General features: G+C 68.8%; 14 protein-coding genes. 4 read left to right on the top strand and 10 right to left on the bottom strand.

Annotation, left to right across the window (positions count from 1 at the left end; genetic code table 11):
- The first annotated feature begins 27 nt into the window (after nucleotides 1-27).
- A complete protein-coding gene (locus NNX38_RS03885) occupies nucleotides 28-681 on the top strand; it encodes a GNAT family N-acetyltransferase (protein WP_255796841.1) in 654 nt (217 codons plus the stop codon).
- 70 nt (nucleotides 682-751) lie between these two features.
- Nucleotides 752-3,094 (top strand): DEAD/DEAH box helicase, encoded by a 2,343-nt coding sequence (locus NNX38_RS03880; protein WP_255796839.1) that lies wholly within the window; start codon nucleotides 752-754, stop codon nucleotides 3,092-3,094.
- A 17-nt stretch (nucleotides 3,095-3,111) separates the two neighbouring features.
- Here NNX38_RS03880 and NNX38_RS03875 read toward each other — a convergent pair whose 3' ends face one another.
- The 7 genes from NNX38_RS03875 to ssd all read right to left on the bottom strand — a co-directional run bounded on the left by NNX38_RS03875 (nucleotide 3,112) and on the right by ssd (nucleotide 8,428).
- A complete protein-coding gene (locus NNX38_RS03875) occupies nucleotides 3,112-3,714 on the bottom strand; it encodes a hypothetical protein (protein WP_255796838.1) in 603 nt (200 codons plus the stop codon).
- Entirely contained in the window at nucleotides 3,692-4,039 is a 348-nt protein-coding gene (locus tag NNX38_RS03870) for a TadE family type IV pilus minor pilin (protein WP_255796837.1), read from the bottom strand. The genes NNX38_RS03875 and NNX38_RS03870 overlap by 23 nt, the downstream gene beginning before the upstream one ends.
- Nucleotides 4,040-4,095: 56 nt before the next feature.
- Nucleotides 4,096-4,461 carry a DUF4244 domain-containing protein gene (locus NNX38_RS03865; RefSeq protein ID WP_255796836.1) on the bottom strand — a complete coding sequence of 122 codons (366 nt, stop codon included), beginning with the start codon at nucleotides 4,459-4,461 and terminating at the stop codon, nucleotides 4,096-4,098.
- Nucleotides 4,462-4,607: 146 nt separating this feature from the next.
- Nucleotides 4,608-5,240 carry a type II secretion system F family protein gene (locus tag NNX38_RS03860; RefSeq protein WP_255796835.1) on the bottom strand — a complete coding sequence of 211 codons (633 nt, stop codon included), beginning with the start codon at nucleotides 5,238-5,240 and terminating at the stop codon, nucleotides 4,608-4,610.
- Nucleotides 5,237-6,013, bottom strand: coding sequence for a type II secretion system F family protein (locus NNX38_RS03855; RefSeq protein WP_255796834.1), 777 nt, complete (start codon nucleotides 6,011-6,013; stop codon nucleotides 5,237-5,239). Before NNX38_RS03855 ends, NNX38_RS03860 begins: the two co-directional genes overlap by 4 nt.
- Before the next feature lie 7 nt (nucleotides 6,014-6,020).
- Nucleotides 6,021-7,253 carry a TadA family conjugal transfer-associated ATPase gene (locus NNX38_RS03850; RefSeq protein ID WP_255797003.1) on the bottom strand — a complete coding sequence of 411 codons (1,233 nt, stop codon included), beginning with the start codon at nucleotides 7,251-7,253 and terminating at the stop codon, nucleotides 6,021-6,023.
- 2 nt (nucleotides 7,254-7,255) lie between these two features.
- Nucleotides 7,256-8,428 (bottom strand): septum site-determining protein Ssd, encoded by a 1,173-nt coding sequence (gene ssd, locus NNX38_RS03845; RefSeq protein WP_255796833.1) that lies wholly within the window; start codon nucleotides 8,426-8,428, stop codon nucleotides 7,256-7,258.
- Between the two features lie 234 nt (nucleotides 8,429-8,662).
- On the opposite strand from ssd, the gene NNX38_RS03840 reads away from it, so the two are divergent.
- Nucleotides 8,663-11,083, top strand: coding sequence for an alpha/beta fold hydrolase (locus NNX38_RS03840; RefSeq protein WP_255796832.1), 2,421 nt, complete (start codon nucleotides 8,663-8,665; stop codon nucleotides 11,081-11,083).
- 7 nt (nucleotides 11,084-11,090) lie between these two features.
- Here NNX38_RS03840 and NNX38_RS03835 read toward each other — a convergent pair whose 3' ends face one another.
- The gene (locus NNX38_RS03835) at nucleotides 11,091-11,357 is read right to left on the bottom strand and encodes a hypothetical protein (protein WP_229950329.1); all 267 of its coding nucleotides are present in this window, start codon (nucleotides 11,355-11,357) and stop codon (nucleotides 11,091-11,093) included.
- A gap of 137 nt (nucleotides 11,358-11,494) precedes the next feature.
- On the opposite strand from NNX38_RS03835, the gene NNX38_RS03830 reads away from it, so the two are divergent.
- Nucleotides 11,495-13,207 (top strand): bifunctional 3'-5' exonuclease/DNA polymerase, encoded by a 1,713-nt coding sequence (locus NNX38_RS03830; protein WP_255796831.1) that lies wholly within the window; start codon nucleotides 11,495-11,497, stop codon nucleotides 13,205-13,207.
- A gap of 30 nt (nucleotides 13,208-13,237) precedes the next feature.
- On the opposite strand, the gene NNX38_RS03825 is transcribed toward NNX38_RS03830, so the two are convergent.
- Nucleotides 13,238-13,921, bottom strand: a complete 684-nt coding sequence (locus tag NNX38_RS03825; RefSeq protein ID WP_255796830.1) for a CoA pyrophosphatase — start codon at nucleotides 13,919-13,921, stop codon at nucleotides 13,238-13,240.
- Nucleotides 13,918-14,715: an endonuclease III gene (gene nth / locus NNX38_RS03820; protein ID WP_255796829.1), complete on the bottom strand. Its 798-nt coding sequence runs from the start codon at nucleotides 14,713-14,715 to the stop codon at nucleotides 13,918-13,920. The genes NNX38_RS03825 and nth overlap by 4 nt, the downstream gene beginning before the upstream one ends.
- Between the last annotated feature and the right edge of the window lie 21 nt (nucleotides 14,716-14,736).

Raw genomic sequence — 14,736 nt, 5'->3', positions numbered from 1 at the left:
CCACCGGGTGGCCGCTAGTGTGCATCTATGAGAGCGCTGGATGACGATTTGCTTGAGACCTGGGTCTCCGGGTGGGCCCAGGCGAGGGGGTACCGGACCCGTCATGAGGGCCGCTTCCCGGCTGCACTCCTGCATGACCGAACCAACGACTGGGAGTATTTCGCTCTCGAACCCTCCCATGACGAGTTCGCCGCCCTTGCTTCTTCCGCACGGCACAGCCCCACCCGGCTGTTCACCATCGTGACTACGCGGGTTCACGAAATCCACGGCGCGGCATCGGTGTACGGGATGCAGATCCGGTCAAGCGACGAGGTCCTGATGGCGGCCGATATGGCGGGCCAGGACATCGAGTACCCCGTGCTGCCGTGGGACGGCTATGAAACCGAAAGCACCCACGAGAACAAGGTGGGCACCGTAACGGTGCTCGACGCGGGGCAGCCGATAGCCGCCGGAAGGGTGGCCGTGATTGACGGTTACGCCGTGTTTGACCGGATCATCACCGAGCCTGCGTACCGGCGGCGGGGTTTGGGAAGCTACGTGATGCGGGCATTGACCGCACTGGCCCTGGAGGACGACGCCGACGCCGGACTGCTTATCGCCTCGCTGGAGGGGCAGGAGCTCTACCGGTACCTGGGCTGGGAGTCCCTCGCCGCCGTCGTCATGTTCGAGCCGCGGCTCTGATCTTCGCACCCCCTTTTCCCCCGGCAGTGAACATACGTGCCCTCGGATTTCCGGGTGGGAGAATGAGCACGTGGCTCTTCATGATTCCCTGATTCCGCTGCTGGGCGGCGGCGCCGAGCCCGAGCAGCTGATGCACGTGCACCACATTCCTGCGCGCCGTGCCGTTACCGCGCCGTGGCCAGAATGGGCGCACCCCGACGTCGTTGCCGCCTACCAGCGCCGCGGCATCCACGAGCCGTGGGCGCACCAGATGGAAGCTGCCGAAGCCGCGCACAGCGGGCAGCACACGATCATTGCCACCGGCACGGCTTCGGGAAAGTCGCTGGCTTACCAGCTGCCCGTCCTTGACGCGATCCACCGCACTTCCCTCGATGACCGGGCCACGCTGGAGCCGTCCGGCGCCGTCGCACTGTATCTGGCCCCCACCAAGGCGCTGGCCGCCGATCAGCTAGCCGCCGTCAAGTCGTTGCAGCTGCCCACGGTCCGTGCCGAGACGTACGACGGCGACACGGACACGGGTGCCCGGCGCTGGATCCGGGACCATGCCAACCTGGTGCTCGCCAACCCGGACATGCTGCACTTCGGCGTCCTGCCGAACCATGCCTGGTGGGCGCGGTTCTTCCGCCGCCTGAAATACGTCATCATCGACGAGGCACACAGCTACCGCGGTGTCTTCGGTTCGAATGTCGCCAACCTGATGCGCCGGCTGCGGCGGATCTGCCGGTACTACGGTGCCGATCCGGTGTTTATCGGCGCCTCGGCCACGTCCGCCGAACCGTCGGATTCCTTCAGCCGGTTGATCGGTGCGCCGGTCACTGCAGTGACGCAGGACCGTTCACCGCACGGTTCCACCACGGTGGCCTTGTGGGAGCCGCAACTGACCGAGCTGAAGGGCGAGAACGGAGCACGGTCGCGGCGCACGGTGGTGGCCGAGACCGCCGATCTGCTCGCCAACCTGGTGGCAGCGCAGGTCCGCACCATCGCCTTCATCAAATCCCGCCGCGGTGCCGAAACCATTGCGACCATCACCCGGCGGCTGCTGGACGAGGTGCACCCTTCCCTGCCGGACCGGGTAGCGGCCTACCGTTCCGGTTACCTGCCCGAAGAACGGCGGGAGCTGGAACGGCGGCTGCGCAGCGGTGAACTGCTGGGCATCGCCAGCACCTCGGCGCTGGAACTTGGCATCGACATTTCCGGGCTGGACGCCGTGCTGGTGGCCGGCTGGCCGGGCACCCGGGCGTCGCTGTTCCAGCAGATCGGCCGGGCCGGACGCTCGGGCCAGGACGCGCTGGCCGCGTTTGTGGCCAGCGACGATCCGCTGGACACCTATCTGGTGCACCATCCCGAGGCCATTTTCGACATTTCGGTGGAGGCGACGGTCTTCGACCCGTCCAACCCGTACGTGCTGGGACCGCATCTATGCGCTGCCGCAGCCGAGCTGCCGATAACTCCGGACGAGCGGGAACTCTTCGGTCCCACCGCGGGCGGGCTGCTGGAGCAGTTGGTAGACCAGGGCTATCTGCGGCGCCGGCCCTCCGGCTGGTTCTGGACGCATCCGGAAAGCGCCGCGTCCATGGTCAATCTGCGGGCCGCCGGCGGCGGGCCGATCAACATCGTCGAGACCGAAACGGGCACGCTGCTGGGCACCATGGACTCCCCGCAGGCGCAGTACCAGGCGCATACCGGCGCGATTTACGTCCATCAGGGGCAGACGTTCCTGGTGGATGAGCTCAACGAGGCTGACCACTGCGCCATGGTCACCCGGACCAATCCGGAGTTCTACACCCAGGCCCGTGACATTACCCAGGTGGAGGTGCTGGAAACGGACCGCACCTCCGAGTGGAACGGCATCCAGGTCTGCTTCGGCACCGTGAAGGTCACCACGCAGGTGGTCTCCTACCAGCGCAAGGCCCTGATCTCGAACGAGATCCTCGGCGAGGAGCCGCTGGAGCTTGAAGCCAAGGAACTGTTCACCAAAGCCGTGTGGTTTGTCATCGATGAGAAGTTCCTCGTCTCTGCCGGGCTTGCCCCTGCCGATTTCCCGGGTTCCCTGCATGCCGCCGAACACGCTTCCATCGGCATGCTGCCGCTCGTGGCAACCAGTGACCGCTGGGACATCGGCGGGGTCTCCACTGCCCTGCATGCGGACACCGAGAAGCCGACCATCTTCGTGTACGACGGGCATCCCGGCGGTGCAGGCTTTGCCGAGCGCGGTTACGAGGCGGCCCGGATCTGGCTGGCAGCCACCCGCGATGCCATCCGTGCCTGCGAGTGCGACGGCGGCTGCCCTTCCTGCGTGCAGTCCCCCAAATGCGGCAACAAGAACAATCCGCTGGATAAGAAGGGCGCCGTTACGCTGTTGAACGTCCTGCTCGACCATGCGCCGGACGAGGCCCTGGCCCTTACTCCCTAGCCGGACGGCCGCCGGGCCTAGCCGGGAGGTCCGGCTCGTGCCCGGGCCAGGGCAGGAACCGGCAGCGCGGGGACCTGCACCTCCGTTTCCACTGTGACGGTTCCGGAACCGGGATCTGCGGTGCAGCCGCGCAGTGCAGCAGTGTTGCGCGCAGCCACCTCTCGGGCCACCCCGCAGGCATCGCCTGTGGTGCTAGCGGCGCCGGGTCCGTCGTCAGCATCGAAGTCACCGGCTTCAGACCCGCCGGCATCGAGGTAAATGCCCGCGGAGGTTCCAAGCGGCTGCAGCCCGCGCAGGGCATCCGCACCGGCAAGCGCTGCAAGGTCCGCAGCCGTGGCAGCCCTTACAGCAGCCACGGATGCCTGCACCATCACCAGTGCAACCATTGAAAGCCCCAGCAACACCATGCAGATCGCGAGCGCGGTAACCGTTCCCGCTCCCCGGTCATTCGGCTCGGCGTTGACAGGTTCCGCCCTGCCTTTCCCGTCGCAGGCTCCGGCCATAACGTGGGCTCCAACCACGGCTGCGGTGTCACTTTGTGCCCCGGCCGCAACGTCGGCATCGCCCAGGACTGCTGACCCAGGATCGGCTTGACCTTTACCCGGTGGACGGAACGCCATTCGGCAGGCCTCCGTCCCCGGGAAAAGCTACGGCGTCGGCTGAAAGTTCCAGCGGGAGCAGGCTCAGCACGGGCAAGGTCAGGGAACTGCGAACCTCCACGGCCGTCCAGTGCCCCTCAGCAGAGAGGATCAGCTCGGCCGAATTTCCGGCCAGCCGCTGAACGGCCGCCGCCGCGGCGGGTTGATCTGCGCGCATGACCTCGCGTGCCGCCGCCCGGGCGGCTTCCTCCAACCGAAGCTGGGTGATACCTGCCGAAATACCGGTCAATCCTCCGACCAGTACAAGCACGATCGCCGGCAGCGCCACCGCAAATTCGGCTGTCACCGCTCCCCGGTCGCCCTGTTTCGAAGCCTTTTTCCCGGCGCTCTTGGCCTGCACTCCTACCCCAGGGTCAGTGCGGATCGGATGAGCGAGACGAGCATGCCTCGGACCTCGTCGCCGCCCAGGATGATGGCCAGCAGACCGGCAAAGGCCACGGCGGCCAGCGTGGCAATGGCATATTCGGCCGTGGCCATACCGGCATCCCGGTCGGTCCACGGCGGATCCACCGGTGCCTGTGGTGCCGGCAGCGGCTTCACCAGTGTCAGGCGGGGCTTATCCGCGGCCGTGTGCCCGGACAGGCTGTACACCCCGTGGCTGCCGTCCGATTCCGGGTTCGGGCAAGCCGCCCCCTGCCCTCCCCCGTCCATGTCGGGGCGGGCAGCGGCTTGGGATGGTGCGGAGACGGATCTGGTGCTGAGTGGCATGTGTCTTTCCTCCTGCTGAAACGTTTGTCATTTGATCCTGCCTCCGGCCGCCGGTTGCAGGCCGCGGCCTCTACACCGGTGGGGACAACCCCGGTCCGGCGGTGGCTTGTGGAGGAACGAACAGGGACGTTGCCCTGCCGAACCGGTTAGGTCCACCCCGGAAGCAGAGACATCAGCAGCGGCACCACGGTCAGCGCCACAAACGCGGGCAGCGAACACAGCCCCAGCGGCATCACCAGGCGGACCCCGAGCGCAGCTGCCCGCCGTCTGCTCTCCGTCTGCCGACGCCGCCGAAGGGCGTCCGCCTGGGAATGAAGCACCGCAGCTGACGGGGCCCCCGTAACGGCCGTGAAACGCAGGGCCGGGCCGAGTGCCGCGAGTGCCGAGACCTGTCCGGTTGGTACCCTGCCGACACGGGATATCTGTTCTGCACCCGATGGCTGCGTTCCGGTGGAAGCGGAACCGGCGGACAACTGCCACGAGGCATCCCAGGGAATTCCGAGGTCCAGTGCCTGCAGGAGCCGGTCGAGGTCCCGGGACGTAGCCGGGTCCACACCGTCGCGCAGGATGGCCAACGCCGAGGGCAGCGGTTGTCCTGCTTCCAACATTGCCGCAATCAGGTCCAGCATCAGCGCGGGGTCGCCGGTGCTGCCCTCCGGCCGGGGCACGCTCCTCTGTCGGAGATGCTGCCGGAGGTGCTGCTGCCGCGGATGCCCGCCGGCTCCGGTCAGGAGCAGGGCAGCCGTCGAGAGGAAAGCGAACACCAGCAATCCGGTCATCCGTAATTGCCCTGAATCGGAGTCTGGGCGTTCCGCACCAGCCGTGAAGACCAAAAACGCCCTGCCAGCCAGAACCCGGTTCCGGCTGCAGCCGCGAGCCACCCCAACGGTGTCGCGGTCAGGATCTGCAGCGGGTTACCGCCCAGCAGGTAGCCCAGGAATATCCCGCCGCCCGGCAGCCAGGTCAGGAGCCGCACGGTGGCCCGCGGGCCGGCCATTGCCGCCTCCCGGTCCGAGGCGGCGTCACGGGCAGCTTCCAGTTGTCCGGCATACCGGCTGAGCACAGCGGCCAGCGGGGCGCCGCTCCGCTCCGATACCCGCAGGCAGACAGCCAAACCGGACCACAGCTGCTGCAGCGCCGGATCCGTTTCCCCGCCGTCCGGATGCTCTGCGGCGGCAAGTACCGGCACCGGGCTAAGGCCCAACGCTGCCGAAGCCGCGGCCGACTGCAGCACCGGGAAAAAGGGGTGAACGGAGGTCTCCGCCGGACCCGGCGCTTCATAAAGGGTGGCTGCGTCCGCCCAGATCCGGTGGGCCGAGCGTCCCGCTGCCAGCAGCCCCGCCAGTTCCCGCACGAGCAGCGCCGGGGCATCACCGTCGAGCCCCGGGGGACGGTGCCGACGATTCCGACGGTTCGGCCGGTGCCGTCGGAGAAGCTGGCCTTCCGTTCTGCGTGCAGCCAGGCGGCGGGCAACCGGCGGCCGGAGCGGCGGAAACCCGATTGTCATGGCCGATGCCACGGCAAGGAGCACTGCGACGGTCAGCCCTGCCACGCTGACGCTAACTGCCCGCCGGCGCGGATACGGCACCGTTGTCAGCGGCTGCCCGCACCTCCAGCCGCCGTTCGAGCTCCGCCCACCCGCTGCCGCGCCGGTATTCCCCTCCGCTGAGGACCAACGCAGGAACGGCAGTCAGTTTCCCGTCGGCGATCACCAGGACCGCGATCTCCGAAATGGTGCGGGTGCCGGCGGACCGGTGCAGATGGACCACCACGTCCAGTGCTGCTGCCGCCTGCAGCGCCACTGCTTCGGGCGCCATGCCGGCCAGTGCGCCTAACGCCGCCAACCGGGCCGGCACCCCCGCGGCCGAGTTGGCGTGAATGGTTCCGCCGGCTCCGTCATGGCCGGTGTTCAGCGCTGCCAGGAGTTCCCGGACCTCGGCTCCCCGGCACTCGCCCACCACTAGGCGGTCCGGCCGCATGCGCAGGGCCTGCCGCACCAGTTCGGCTTGATCCAGTACCCCGCTGCCCTCCACGTTTCCGTGCCGGCTCTGCAGGCCCACCACATGGGGATGGTCCGGTTCCAGTTCTGCGGCGTCTTCCACCAGCACCAGCCGTTCCTGCGGTCCGCTGAGGGAAAGCAGCGTGGAGAGAAGCGTCGTTTTCCCGGTGCCGGTGGCTCCGCTGACGAGGAAGTTCAGGCGTCGGCGGACAATGGTTCGGAGCAGGGCTTCACACTGCGGGTCCAGGGTTCCGCCGCGTGTCAGTTCCGCAAGGGTGAAGGACCGGTTCCGGTGAATGCGGACCGACAGGAGCGTAGACCCGGTGGAGACCGGGCGGAGCACTGCATGCACGCGGTAACCCTGCAGCTGGACATCAACGCAGGGACAGGAATCGTCCAGCCGCCTGCCCCCGGCCGCCACCAGGCGGGTCGCAAGGGCCTGCACCTCCGAGTCGGAGGCAAACCGGATGGCTGTCAGTTCCAAACCGCGGCCGGCATCTACCCAGACCCGGTCCGGACCGTTCACCAGGATGTCGCTGACGCCGGGAAGCAATGCCAGCGGCTGCAGCGGCCCCAGGCCCTGCAGCTCGGCACGCATGCGGTCCACCGCGTGCAGTGTCCCCTCCGAACCGAGCAGCTGCCCGCTGGCCTGCACCGCCGCCGCCAGCCGTGCTCCTGTCACCGGTTCGGAGCGCGCCAGCATCCGGTCCCGCACCCGGGCCAACAGCGGATCCGGCCCAATCGGCTGACCCAACCGTTGGCGGTGCACTCCGCCGCTTCCGGCACCGGACATACTCACGACGCCGCTCCAACCGGCCGGGGCAACACCGTCGCCAGAATCCGCTGTGACACGCGCCTGACCCGCGGGCGTCCCGCACCCGCCAGCACCTGGCCGTATTCCCGGCCCGTTCCCCGCTGGAAGGGCAGGTAACCGGACAGCGGCAACCCCAGGGCTTCGGCCACCAGGACTTCGTCCAATCCGTTCCCGAGGGGTCCGCGCACCACTACGTGGGCCGGCACCTCCCCGAGGTACGCCAGCAACGTCTGCGCCCCCAGGACGCCGCCGGTCCGGCCCGGGACCACCAAGAGCACCTGGTCACAGAAACGCAGCAGCGACGCTGCCCCGACGGTCCGGCCCAAATCAACAACGGTCAGCTGATATCCGCTCCGCGCTGCCTCCACAACTGCCGCGGCAACTGCCTCATCAGCCGGAGGTATCCCTGTCCCCCTGCCCAGAAGTGAAAAGCCTGCGAGCGCCGGCAGCCCGGCCGCGAGCTGCACGGGATTCAGGCTGCCGCTCAGCCCCTCCAGGTCCGGCCATCGGATGCCCTCCAGCTCGGCAGCACCCAGGGCCCACTCCAAGCCGGCTCCCCAGGCGTCCCCCTCCAGCAACAGCACCGATCGGCCGGTCTCAGCGGCATTGGCGCTCAACCAGCAGGCCACGGTGGAGGCGCCGGATCCGCCTCCACCCAAGACACCCAGGACCGTACCTCCGGAGAGGCTCCGCCGCCTGCCCAGAAAGCCGGCGAGCCAGCCGGCTGCTGCGGGGAGGACCGCGACCCGGCCCGCGGAACTTCCCGCAGCTGCGTCCCAGACGGTGGTGTCCTCCGCCAGGCTGACCACAATGACCTCGGGTTTCCCCGTTCCGGCCGGAACGGCTCCCGCGGCAGCGAGCGCACGCCACGGTCCTCCCTGTTCGGCCAGGAACCGAAGGTGCCCGCTGCCCAGCAGCAGCAGATCCGGCACCAAAGCCAGGGCCTCCGGGATGCCCGGAGCCACGGGAATTTCCACGCCCGCAGCTGCAGCGACCCGGGCCACTTCGTCCTGAAGGGCCTGATCCTCCGCCACCAGCACAGCGACGACGGCGTCCCCGCCCGCTGTGCCCAGCAGCCGTCGGCCCGACCCGGTTTCCGGCAGCCGCCGGGTGCGTACCCGCGCGGCGCCCGGCGCACCTCGTTCCATGTCCATGCGCCTACCGTCGCACCACGGACCGGTCAGTCCTATCCCCGGACCGAACCATCAGGGAAACTGCCGCCGGCAAGAAGGTTGTGGAGGAAAGGTCCGGCTCCATCGGCTACCGGCGGCGGAATCCGATAGGGTCGGCGCTAACCGGGAGCAAACCATCCGGCAGGAACGGTTCAGCACCGGCAACCCAGCCCAGCGACGTGCCACCGAACGAAGCGGGAAGTTATGGAAACCGACATGGAACACCTGGACGTGCTGATCATCGGCGCCGGTCTGAGCGGCATCGGCGCCGCCTGCCGCCTGCGCATGGACCATCCGGGGCGCTCCCTCGCCCTCTTGGAGACCCGCGGCCGCCCCGGCGGCACCTGGGATCTGTTCCGCTACCCCGGGATCCGCTCCGACTCGGATCTCTACACCTTCGGTTATGACTTCCGGCCGTGGCGTGAAGAGAAAGCCATTGCCGACGGCCCCAGCATCCTGCACTACCTCAAGGAGACCGCCGCCGAATACGGCGTGGATTCCCTGATCCGCTACCACCACCGCGTACTCTCCGCGGATTGGTCCAGCCGGGACGCGCACTGGACCGTCACGGTGGAGCGCACGCGCACGCCGGAATCCGGCCCTGACCTCGCCCCGGCCGAACCTGTGGGGACCGGGGAGATCCTGCACCTCACCGCCGGCTGGATCTTCAATGCCGCCGGCTACTACCGCTACGGGGAGGGCTACGCGCCGGAGCTCCCCGACCGGGAACTGTTCGCCGGACCGATAGTGCACCCGCAGCACTGGCCCGAGGACCTCGACGTCGCAGGTAAGCGGATTGCCGTACTCGGCAGCGGTGCCACGGCCGTCACCCTCGTTCCGGCGCTGGCGGAGCTGGGCGCCCGCGTAACGATGGTCCAGCGCACGCCCACCTATATCCTTCCCGTTCCGGCGAAGGATCCGATCGCCCGGCGGCTGCGCGGCGTCGTCGGCCCGGAACGCACCGGCCGGATCATGGCCGAGGTCAGCGCCCGCCGGCAGCGGTACATCTGGGTGTTCTGCCAGCGGTGGCCGAACCTGGCCCGGAAGCTCATCCGCGGTATCCAGTCCCGCAAGGTCCCGGAGGGTTTTGAGCTGGATAAGCACCTGAATCCGCCGTATCGGCCGTGGGACCAGCGGCTGTGCGCGGTGCCGGACGGCGATTTCTTCACCGCCCTGCGCAGCGGCAGAGCAACCGTGGTTACGGGCCTGACCACGGGGTTTACTGAGCGCGGCCTCCGTCTGGCCTCCGGAGCGGAAGTGGAGGCCGACGTCGTGGTGACTGCCACCGGATTCACCATCCAGGTCCTGGGCGGTATGGAACTGAAGCTCGACGGCGTGCCGGTGAACCTGGCCGAGCACGTTGCCTACCGCGGAGTGATGCTCAGCGGCGTCCCCAACATGGCCTTCGCCATCGGCTACACCAACGCTTCCTGGACGCTGAAGGTCGGGCTGCTGACGCAGTGGTTCTCGCGCCTGCTTAGCTCCATGGACCGGCACGGCTACACATCGGCGGTCCCCGTGGCCCCGCCGGGCATGCCCACCCGGCCGCTGCTGGACTTTGGCGCCGGGTATGTCCAGCGCAGCCTGTCATCCCTTCCCCGGCAGGGCCTGCAGGCTCCCTGGCTGATGACCATGAACTTCCTGGCTGACCGGAGGGACCTGCAGAAGGGCGCACTGGCAGACGAGCACCTGCACTTCAGCGGCGACGCCGGCAGGGCCGGCGGTGCCGCGGGCTCAGCGGCGGACCGGTTCGTCACGCTCGAGTCCGGGATGCGGCTGTGTTACCGGGTCGAGGGACCCGACGACGGCGAGCCGGTGGTCCTGCTGTCCGGTCTCGGCCTGGACCTGGCGGCGTGGCCGGCGGAATTCGTACAGGGCCTGGCTGCTGCCGGTTACCGCGTCATCCGGCCGGATAACCGGGACGCCGGCCGCTCCGGCCGGATGGATACACCCGCCCCCACGCTGCTGCGTCAGGCACTGGGCCGGCCGATGCCCGGCGCCTACCGGATTGAGGACATGGCCGACGACGTCGCGGGGCTGCTGGAGCATCTGCAGGTGGGCCGGGCACACATGGTGGGGATGTCGCTGGGCGGCATGATCGCCCAGTCCGTGGCCGCTCATCACCCGGACCGCGTCCTGACCCTGACCTCCCTCATCTCCACCACCGGAGCCCGGGATGTGGGCGCCGCAGCTTTCTCCACCAAGCGCCGGTTCGCGGCGCGGCCGCCGCGGACCCGGGAGGAGTTCATCCGGGCGCGGGTAGCTCTGATGCGTCATCTTGCCGGGCGGACCCACCCGGCGGATCCGGCAAGGGAAGCCGAACTGGCCGGCCAGGCCTGGGACCGCGGAGCCTATCCGGACGGTGGGACGGCCCGGGCTCGGCAGCTCGGTGCCATCAATGCCTCCGGCGACCGCACCGCGGCCCTGGCCGGGATCCGGGTTCCGACCCTTGTAATCCACGGCGACCGGGATCCGATTGTGCATCCCAGCGGGGGCGCGGCGACGGTGGCCGCGATTCCCGGTTCACGGCTGGCCACGATCCCCGGTATGGGCCACTATTTCTCCCCCTCGGTGGTGCCCGAGCTGCTGAGGCTCGTCACCGGGCATCTGGCTGCCCGCACGGTGGGGTCCGTCTGAGTCTGGGCTAGTTGCCCATCCCGGGCTGCACCGGAACAACATTGATCTTGTTGGCGCCGGGGAAAACCTTCTTTGGTACGCGGGAGAAGCCCTTGGCATCCAGATGGTTCTTGGCACGGAAAACGGCCACGGCGTCGTCGTACGCCTGGTTCAGCCGGGCGCCGGTGAGCACTTCGCTGGTGCCGTCGCTGAAGCGGACCGCGATGGAGGCCGAGGCCGGGAAATGCCGGTCCATCCGAATAAAGCCGTCATTGTCCTGCTGAAGAGTGATCAAGTGGTTCCGCCCTGAGAGTTGGTGAGCTTCCAGTCTCCCCTATCGCCGCGCCGCCGGTTTCCCGGGCCCGGCTCGGCAAAGGAGCGGCTAAGCAGCGGCAAATCACCGTGCTGCCCGTTCCGGGTGAGAATAGAAGCATGTACATCGTCCTCGCACCCGGCACCGGCGCTGCCCAGGCGAAGGACGAGACCTGGACCCTGCAGGAAACCGACGACGCCGGCCTTCCGTCCGCGCCCCCCGTCGTGATTACCCGGGACCGGCTGGCTGCAGCCGTCAGGCACTACGAGCAGGCGCCGGTCCGCTGGGTCTGGGAAACCGCCCGTGGAGTCTATTCCCGGCTGCTGGACGACGGACTCACGGTGGAGCGCTGCCATGACCTCGCGCTGGTGCGCGGGATCCTGCGGTTTGCCGAATCGGTGCCTCCGACGCCGTACATCGAAAAGCTGCGCGCCGCGGTGGACGATCCCGATCCGGCGCCCCGCCAGCTGCTCCCCGTCCAGCACTCCCCCGACCAGACCTCGATCTTCGATACGCTCGACGCCCCCGCCGGAGCGGCGGCCGGTCCGCAGCAGGCCACCGCTGCCGAGCTCGCCGCTGAACTGGCGGACCAGTTGGAGGCGATCGCCCGTTCCACGTCGCCGGCGAAACTGAACCTGCTCGCCGTCGCGGAGTCCACCGGCGGCCTGATTGCTGTGGAAATGGAAAAATCCGGCATCCCGTGGCGCCGGGACATTCACGAAGCCCTGCTCCGGGACACCCTCGGCCCCCGGCCGCCGGAGGGCCGGCGCCCCGAAAAGCTCGAACATCTGGTCTCGGAGCTGCGCCGGCTGCTGGGCAACCCCGGCTTCAATCCGGATTCCCCGCAGGAGCTGCTGCGCGCCCTGCACCGCGCCGGCATCGAGGTCCGCAGCACCCGCTCCTGGGAGCTGCAGCAGCAGGACCATCCCGCCATCGAGCCGCTGCTGGAGTACAAAAAGCTCTCCCGGCTCCTCACCGCCAACGGGTGGGCCTGGCTGGATGCCTGGGTGGACGGCGGCCGCTTCCGGCCCGAATACGTGGTGGGCGGCGTGGTGTCCGGGCGGTGGTCCTCGCGCGGCGGCGGTGCGCTGCAGATTCCCAGGACGGTGCGGGACGCCGTTCGCCCCGACCCGGGCCACCGGCTGATCGTGGCCGACGCCGCGCAGCTGGAACCCCGGGTCCTCGCCGCCCTGGGGCAGGACAATGCACTGGCGGCAGCAGCCCGTGGCAAGGACCTCTACCAGGGCATCGCAGACCGCAGTTTCGACGGCGACCGGGCCAAGGCAAAGATGGCGATGCTCGGGGCTATGTACGGTGCCACCAGCGGGGAATCGGGCCGGCTGATGCCGGTACTGACCCGCGCCTACCCGCAGGCCATCGGCGTGGTGGAACGCGGCGCGCGGGCGGGTGAAGCCGGGCAGGCGGTGAGCAGCCATCTGGGCCGCAGTTCACCGCCGGTATCGGAACGCTGGCTCCGCGCCCAGCAGAGCACCAGCGCCGAAGAGCAGCGCCGCGCCGATTCGCTGGCCCGCGCCCAGGGCAGGTTCACCCGCAACTTCGTGGTCCAGGCGACGGCGGCGGAATGGGCGTTGTGCTGGCTGGCGGAGATACGACGGCGGCTGCGGGCGGCGTCGTCGTCCTCCCCCGCAGGGGAACTGGTGTTTTTCCTGCATGACGAGGTGATGCTCCAGGTGCCGGCCGAACGGGTCGAGGAGGTCAGCGCACTGGTGACGGAAGCAGCGGCGGCGGCCACGAGACTGCTGTTCGGGCCGATTCCGCTGGAGTGCCCGGTGGTCGCCGTTGCCGTGGACTCCTACGCGGACGCCAAGTAGCGTTTCCGCGACGGGACGCGCCGGCGAAGGCTAAACAGCGGGAACGATTTCCCGGCTCTCATCCCAGGGCAGGGTCCAGCCCAGTTCCTCCAGCACGGCGTTGAGGATGATGCCGGTGAAGCCCCAGACCAGCACCCCGTTCACGAGGAAGGCGGGAGAACGGTAAGCACGCGAGCCGTTGGTGATTACCGCGGTGCGCCGGTTTTCCGGATTGAGCAGGTCCGCCACCGGTACGCGGAACACCGATGCCGATTCCCCGTAGTCCACCACGTCCACCGGCGTGGGCCGGTCCCACCAGCCCAGCACCGGGGTGACCAGGAAGTTGCTGACGGGCAGTCCCACTTCCGGCAGGGTTCCCAGCACCGTGACGCCGTCGGGGTCCAACCCGGTTTCTTCCCGGGCTTCGCGCAGGGCTGCGGCTTCCGTTCCGGCGTCGGCGGCATCCAGGGAGCCGCCCGGAAAGGCCACCTGGCCGGGGTGGTCGTTGAGTGTGGCTGCCCGCTCGACCAGCAGGACGTCGAGTTCGGCGGGCACCCCGGCGGAGCGGAAGTCCGCGGGATTGTCATCCAGGTTGCCGAAGAGAATGAGCACGGCGGCACGGCGGGCCGTGGCCGGGTCCACGCTGCGGCGCAGCAGCTCCAGGTTCGCGTCGAAGGAGGTGGAGCGGGTAGCTGCGGAGACGCCCAGCGCCCGCAGATCGGCGTAGGCGCTCATGCTTCGAGGCCGAAGCCGGCGGCCCGCAGCTGGGCCCGGGTTTCGGCGGCCATCATCCGGGCGTGCAGTTCCTCGCGGCCGGGCGCCAGCTCATACTTGAGCAGCTTGCGTGCCTTCGCGGGGTCCGTTTCGCCTTCGCCGTATGAGGGGCAGAGCTGGGCGACGGGGCAGGCGCCGCAGGCGGGTTTCTTGGCGTGGCAGACCCGCCGGCCGTGGAACACCACCCGGTTGGAAAGCGGTGTCCAGTCCTTCGGCTCGAACAGCGCCGCGACGTCTTCCTCCACCTTCACCGGGTCCGTGGCGGTGGTCCAGCCGAACCGGCGGGACAGGCGCCCGAAATGGGTGTCCACCGTGATGCCCGGAACGCCGAAGGCATTGCCGAGCACCACGTTGGCGGTCTTCCGGCCGACGCCGGGCAGGGTGACCAGGTCCTCGAGCCGGTCCGGCACTTCGCCGTCGAACTCATCGACCAGCCGGGTGGACAACGCTTTCACGCTGGCCGCTTTGGCTCGGAAGAACCCGGTGGGCCGGAGAATCTCCTGCAGCGTTTCCTCGCCGGCCTCCGCCATCGCCTTGGCATCGGGGTAGCGGGCAAACAGGATGGGCGTGACGGCATTAACCCGGATGTCCGTGGTCTGTGCCGAAAGCACAGTGGCCACCAGCAGCTCAAACGCGTTGGTGAAGTCCAGCTCGGCCACGGCGTAGGGATAAACCTCGCCGAGCATCCGGTTGATCCGCCGTGCCCTCCGCTTCAAAGCGAGAAGGGACGGATCGCTGCCGGTTGCCTTTGCCACTGCTGGGATTCCTTCTACTGA

It is taken from the genome of Arthrobacter sp. zg-Y238 (genome assembly GCF_024385525.1).
In the GTDB taxonomy this organism is placed as follows: domain Bacteria; phylum Actinomycetota; class Actinomycetes; order Actinomycetales; family Micrococcaceae; genus Arthrobacter_B; species Arthrobacter_B jinronghuae.
This window is presented reverse-complemented; position numbering and strand designations above follow the sequence as displayed.

Bases quoted from the DNA above. Each gene is read 5' to 3' on its own strand.
- NNX38_RS03885 (WP_255796841.1), top strand. From the start codon at position 28: ATGAGAGCGCTGGATGACGATTTGCTTGAGACCTGGGTCTCCGGGTGG.
- NNX38_RS03830 (WP_255796831.1), top strand. From the start codon at position 11,495: ATGTACATCGTCCTCGCACCCGGCACCGGCGCTGCCCAGGCGAAGGAC.
- NNX38_RS03865 (WP_255796836.1), bottom strand. From the start codon at position 4,461: ATGCCACTCAGCACCAGATCCGTCTCCGCACCATCCCAAGCCGCTGCC.
- NNX38_RS03840 (WP_255796832.1), top strand. From the start codon at position 8,663: ATGGAACACCTGGACGTGCTGATCATCGGCGCCGGTCTGAGCGGCATC.
- ssd (WP_255796833.1), bottom strand. From the start codon at position 8,428: ATGGACATGGAACGAGGTGCGCCGGGCGCCGCGCGGGTACGCACCCGG.
- NNX38_RS03825 (WP_255796830.1), bottom strand. From the start codon at position 13,921: ATGAGCGCCTACGCCGATCTGCGGGCGCTGGGCGTCTCCGCAGCTACC.
- NNX38_RS03850 (WP_255797003.1), bottom strand. From the start codon at position 7,253: ATGTCCGGTGCCGGAAGCGGCGGAGTGCACCGCCAACGGTTGGGTCAG.
- NNX38_RS03875 (WP_255796838.1), bottom strand. From the start codon at position 3,714: ATGGCGTTCCGTCCACCGGGTAAAGGTCAAGCCGATCCTGGGTCAGCA.
- NNX38_RS03860 (WP_255796835.1), bottom strand. From the start codon at position 5,240: ATGACCGGATTGCTGGTGTTCGCTTTCCTCTCGACGGCTGCCCTGCTC.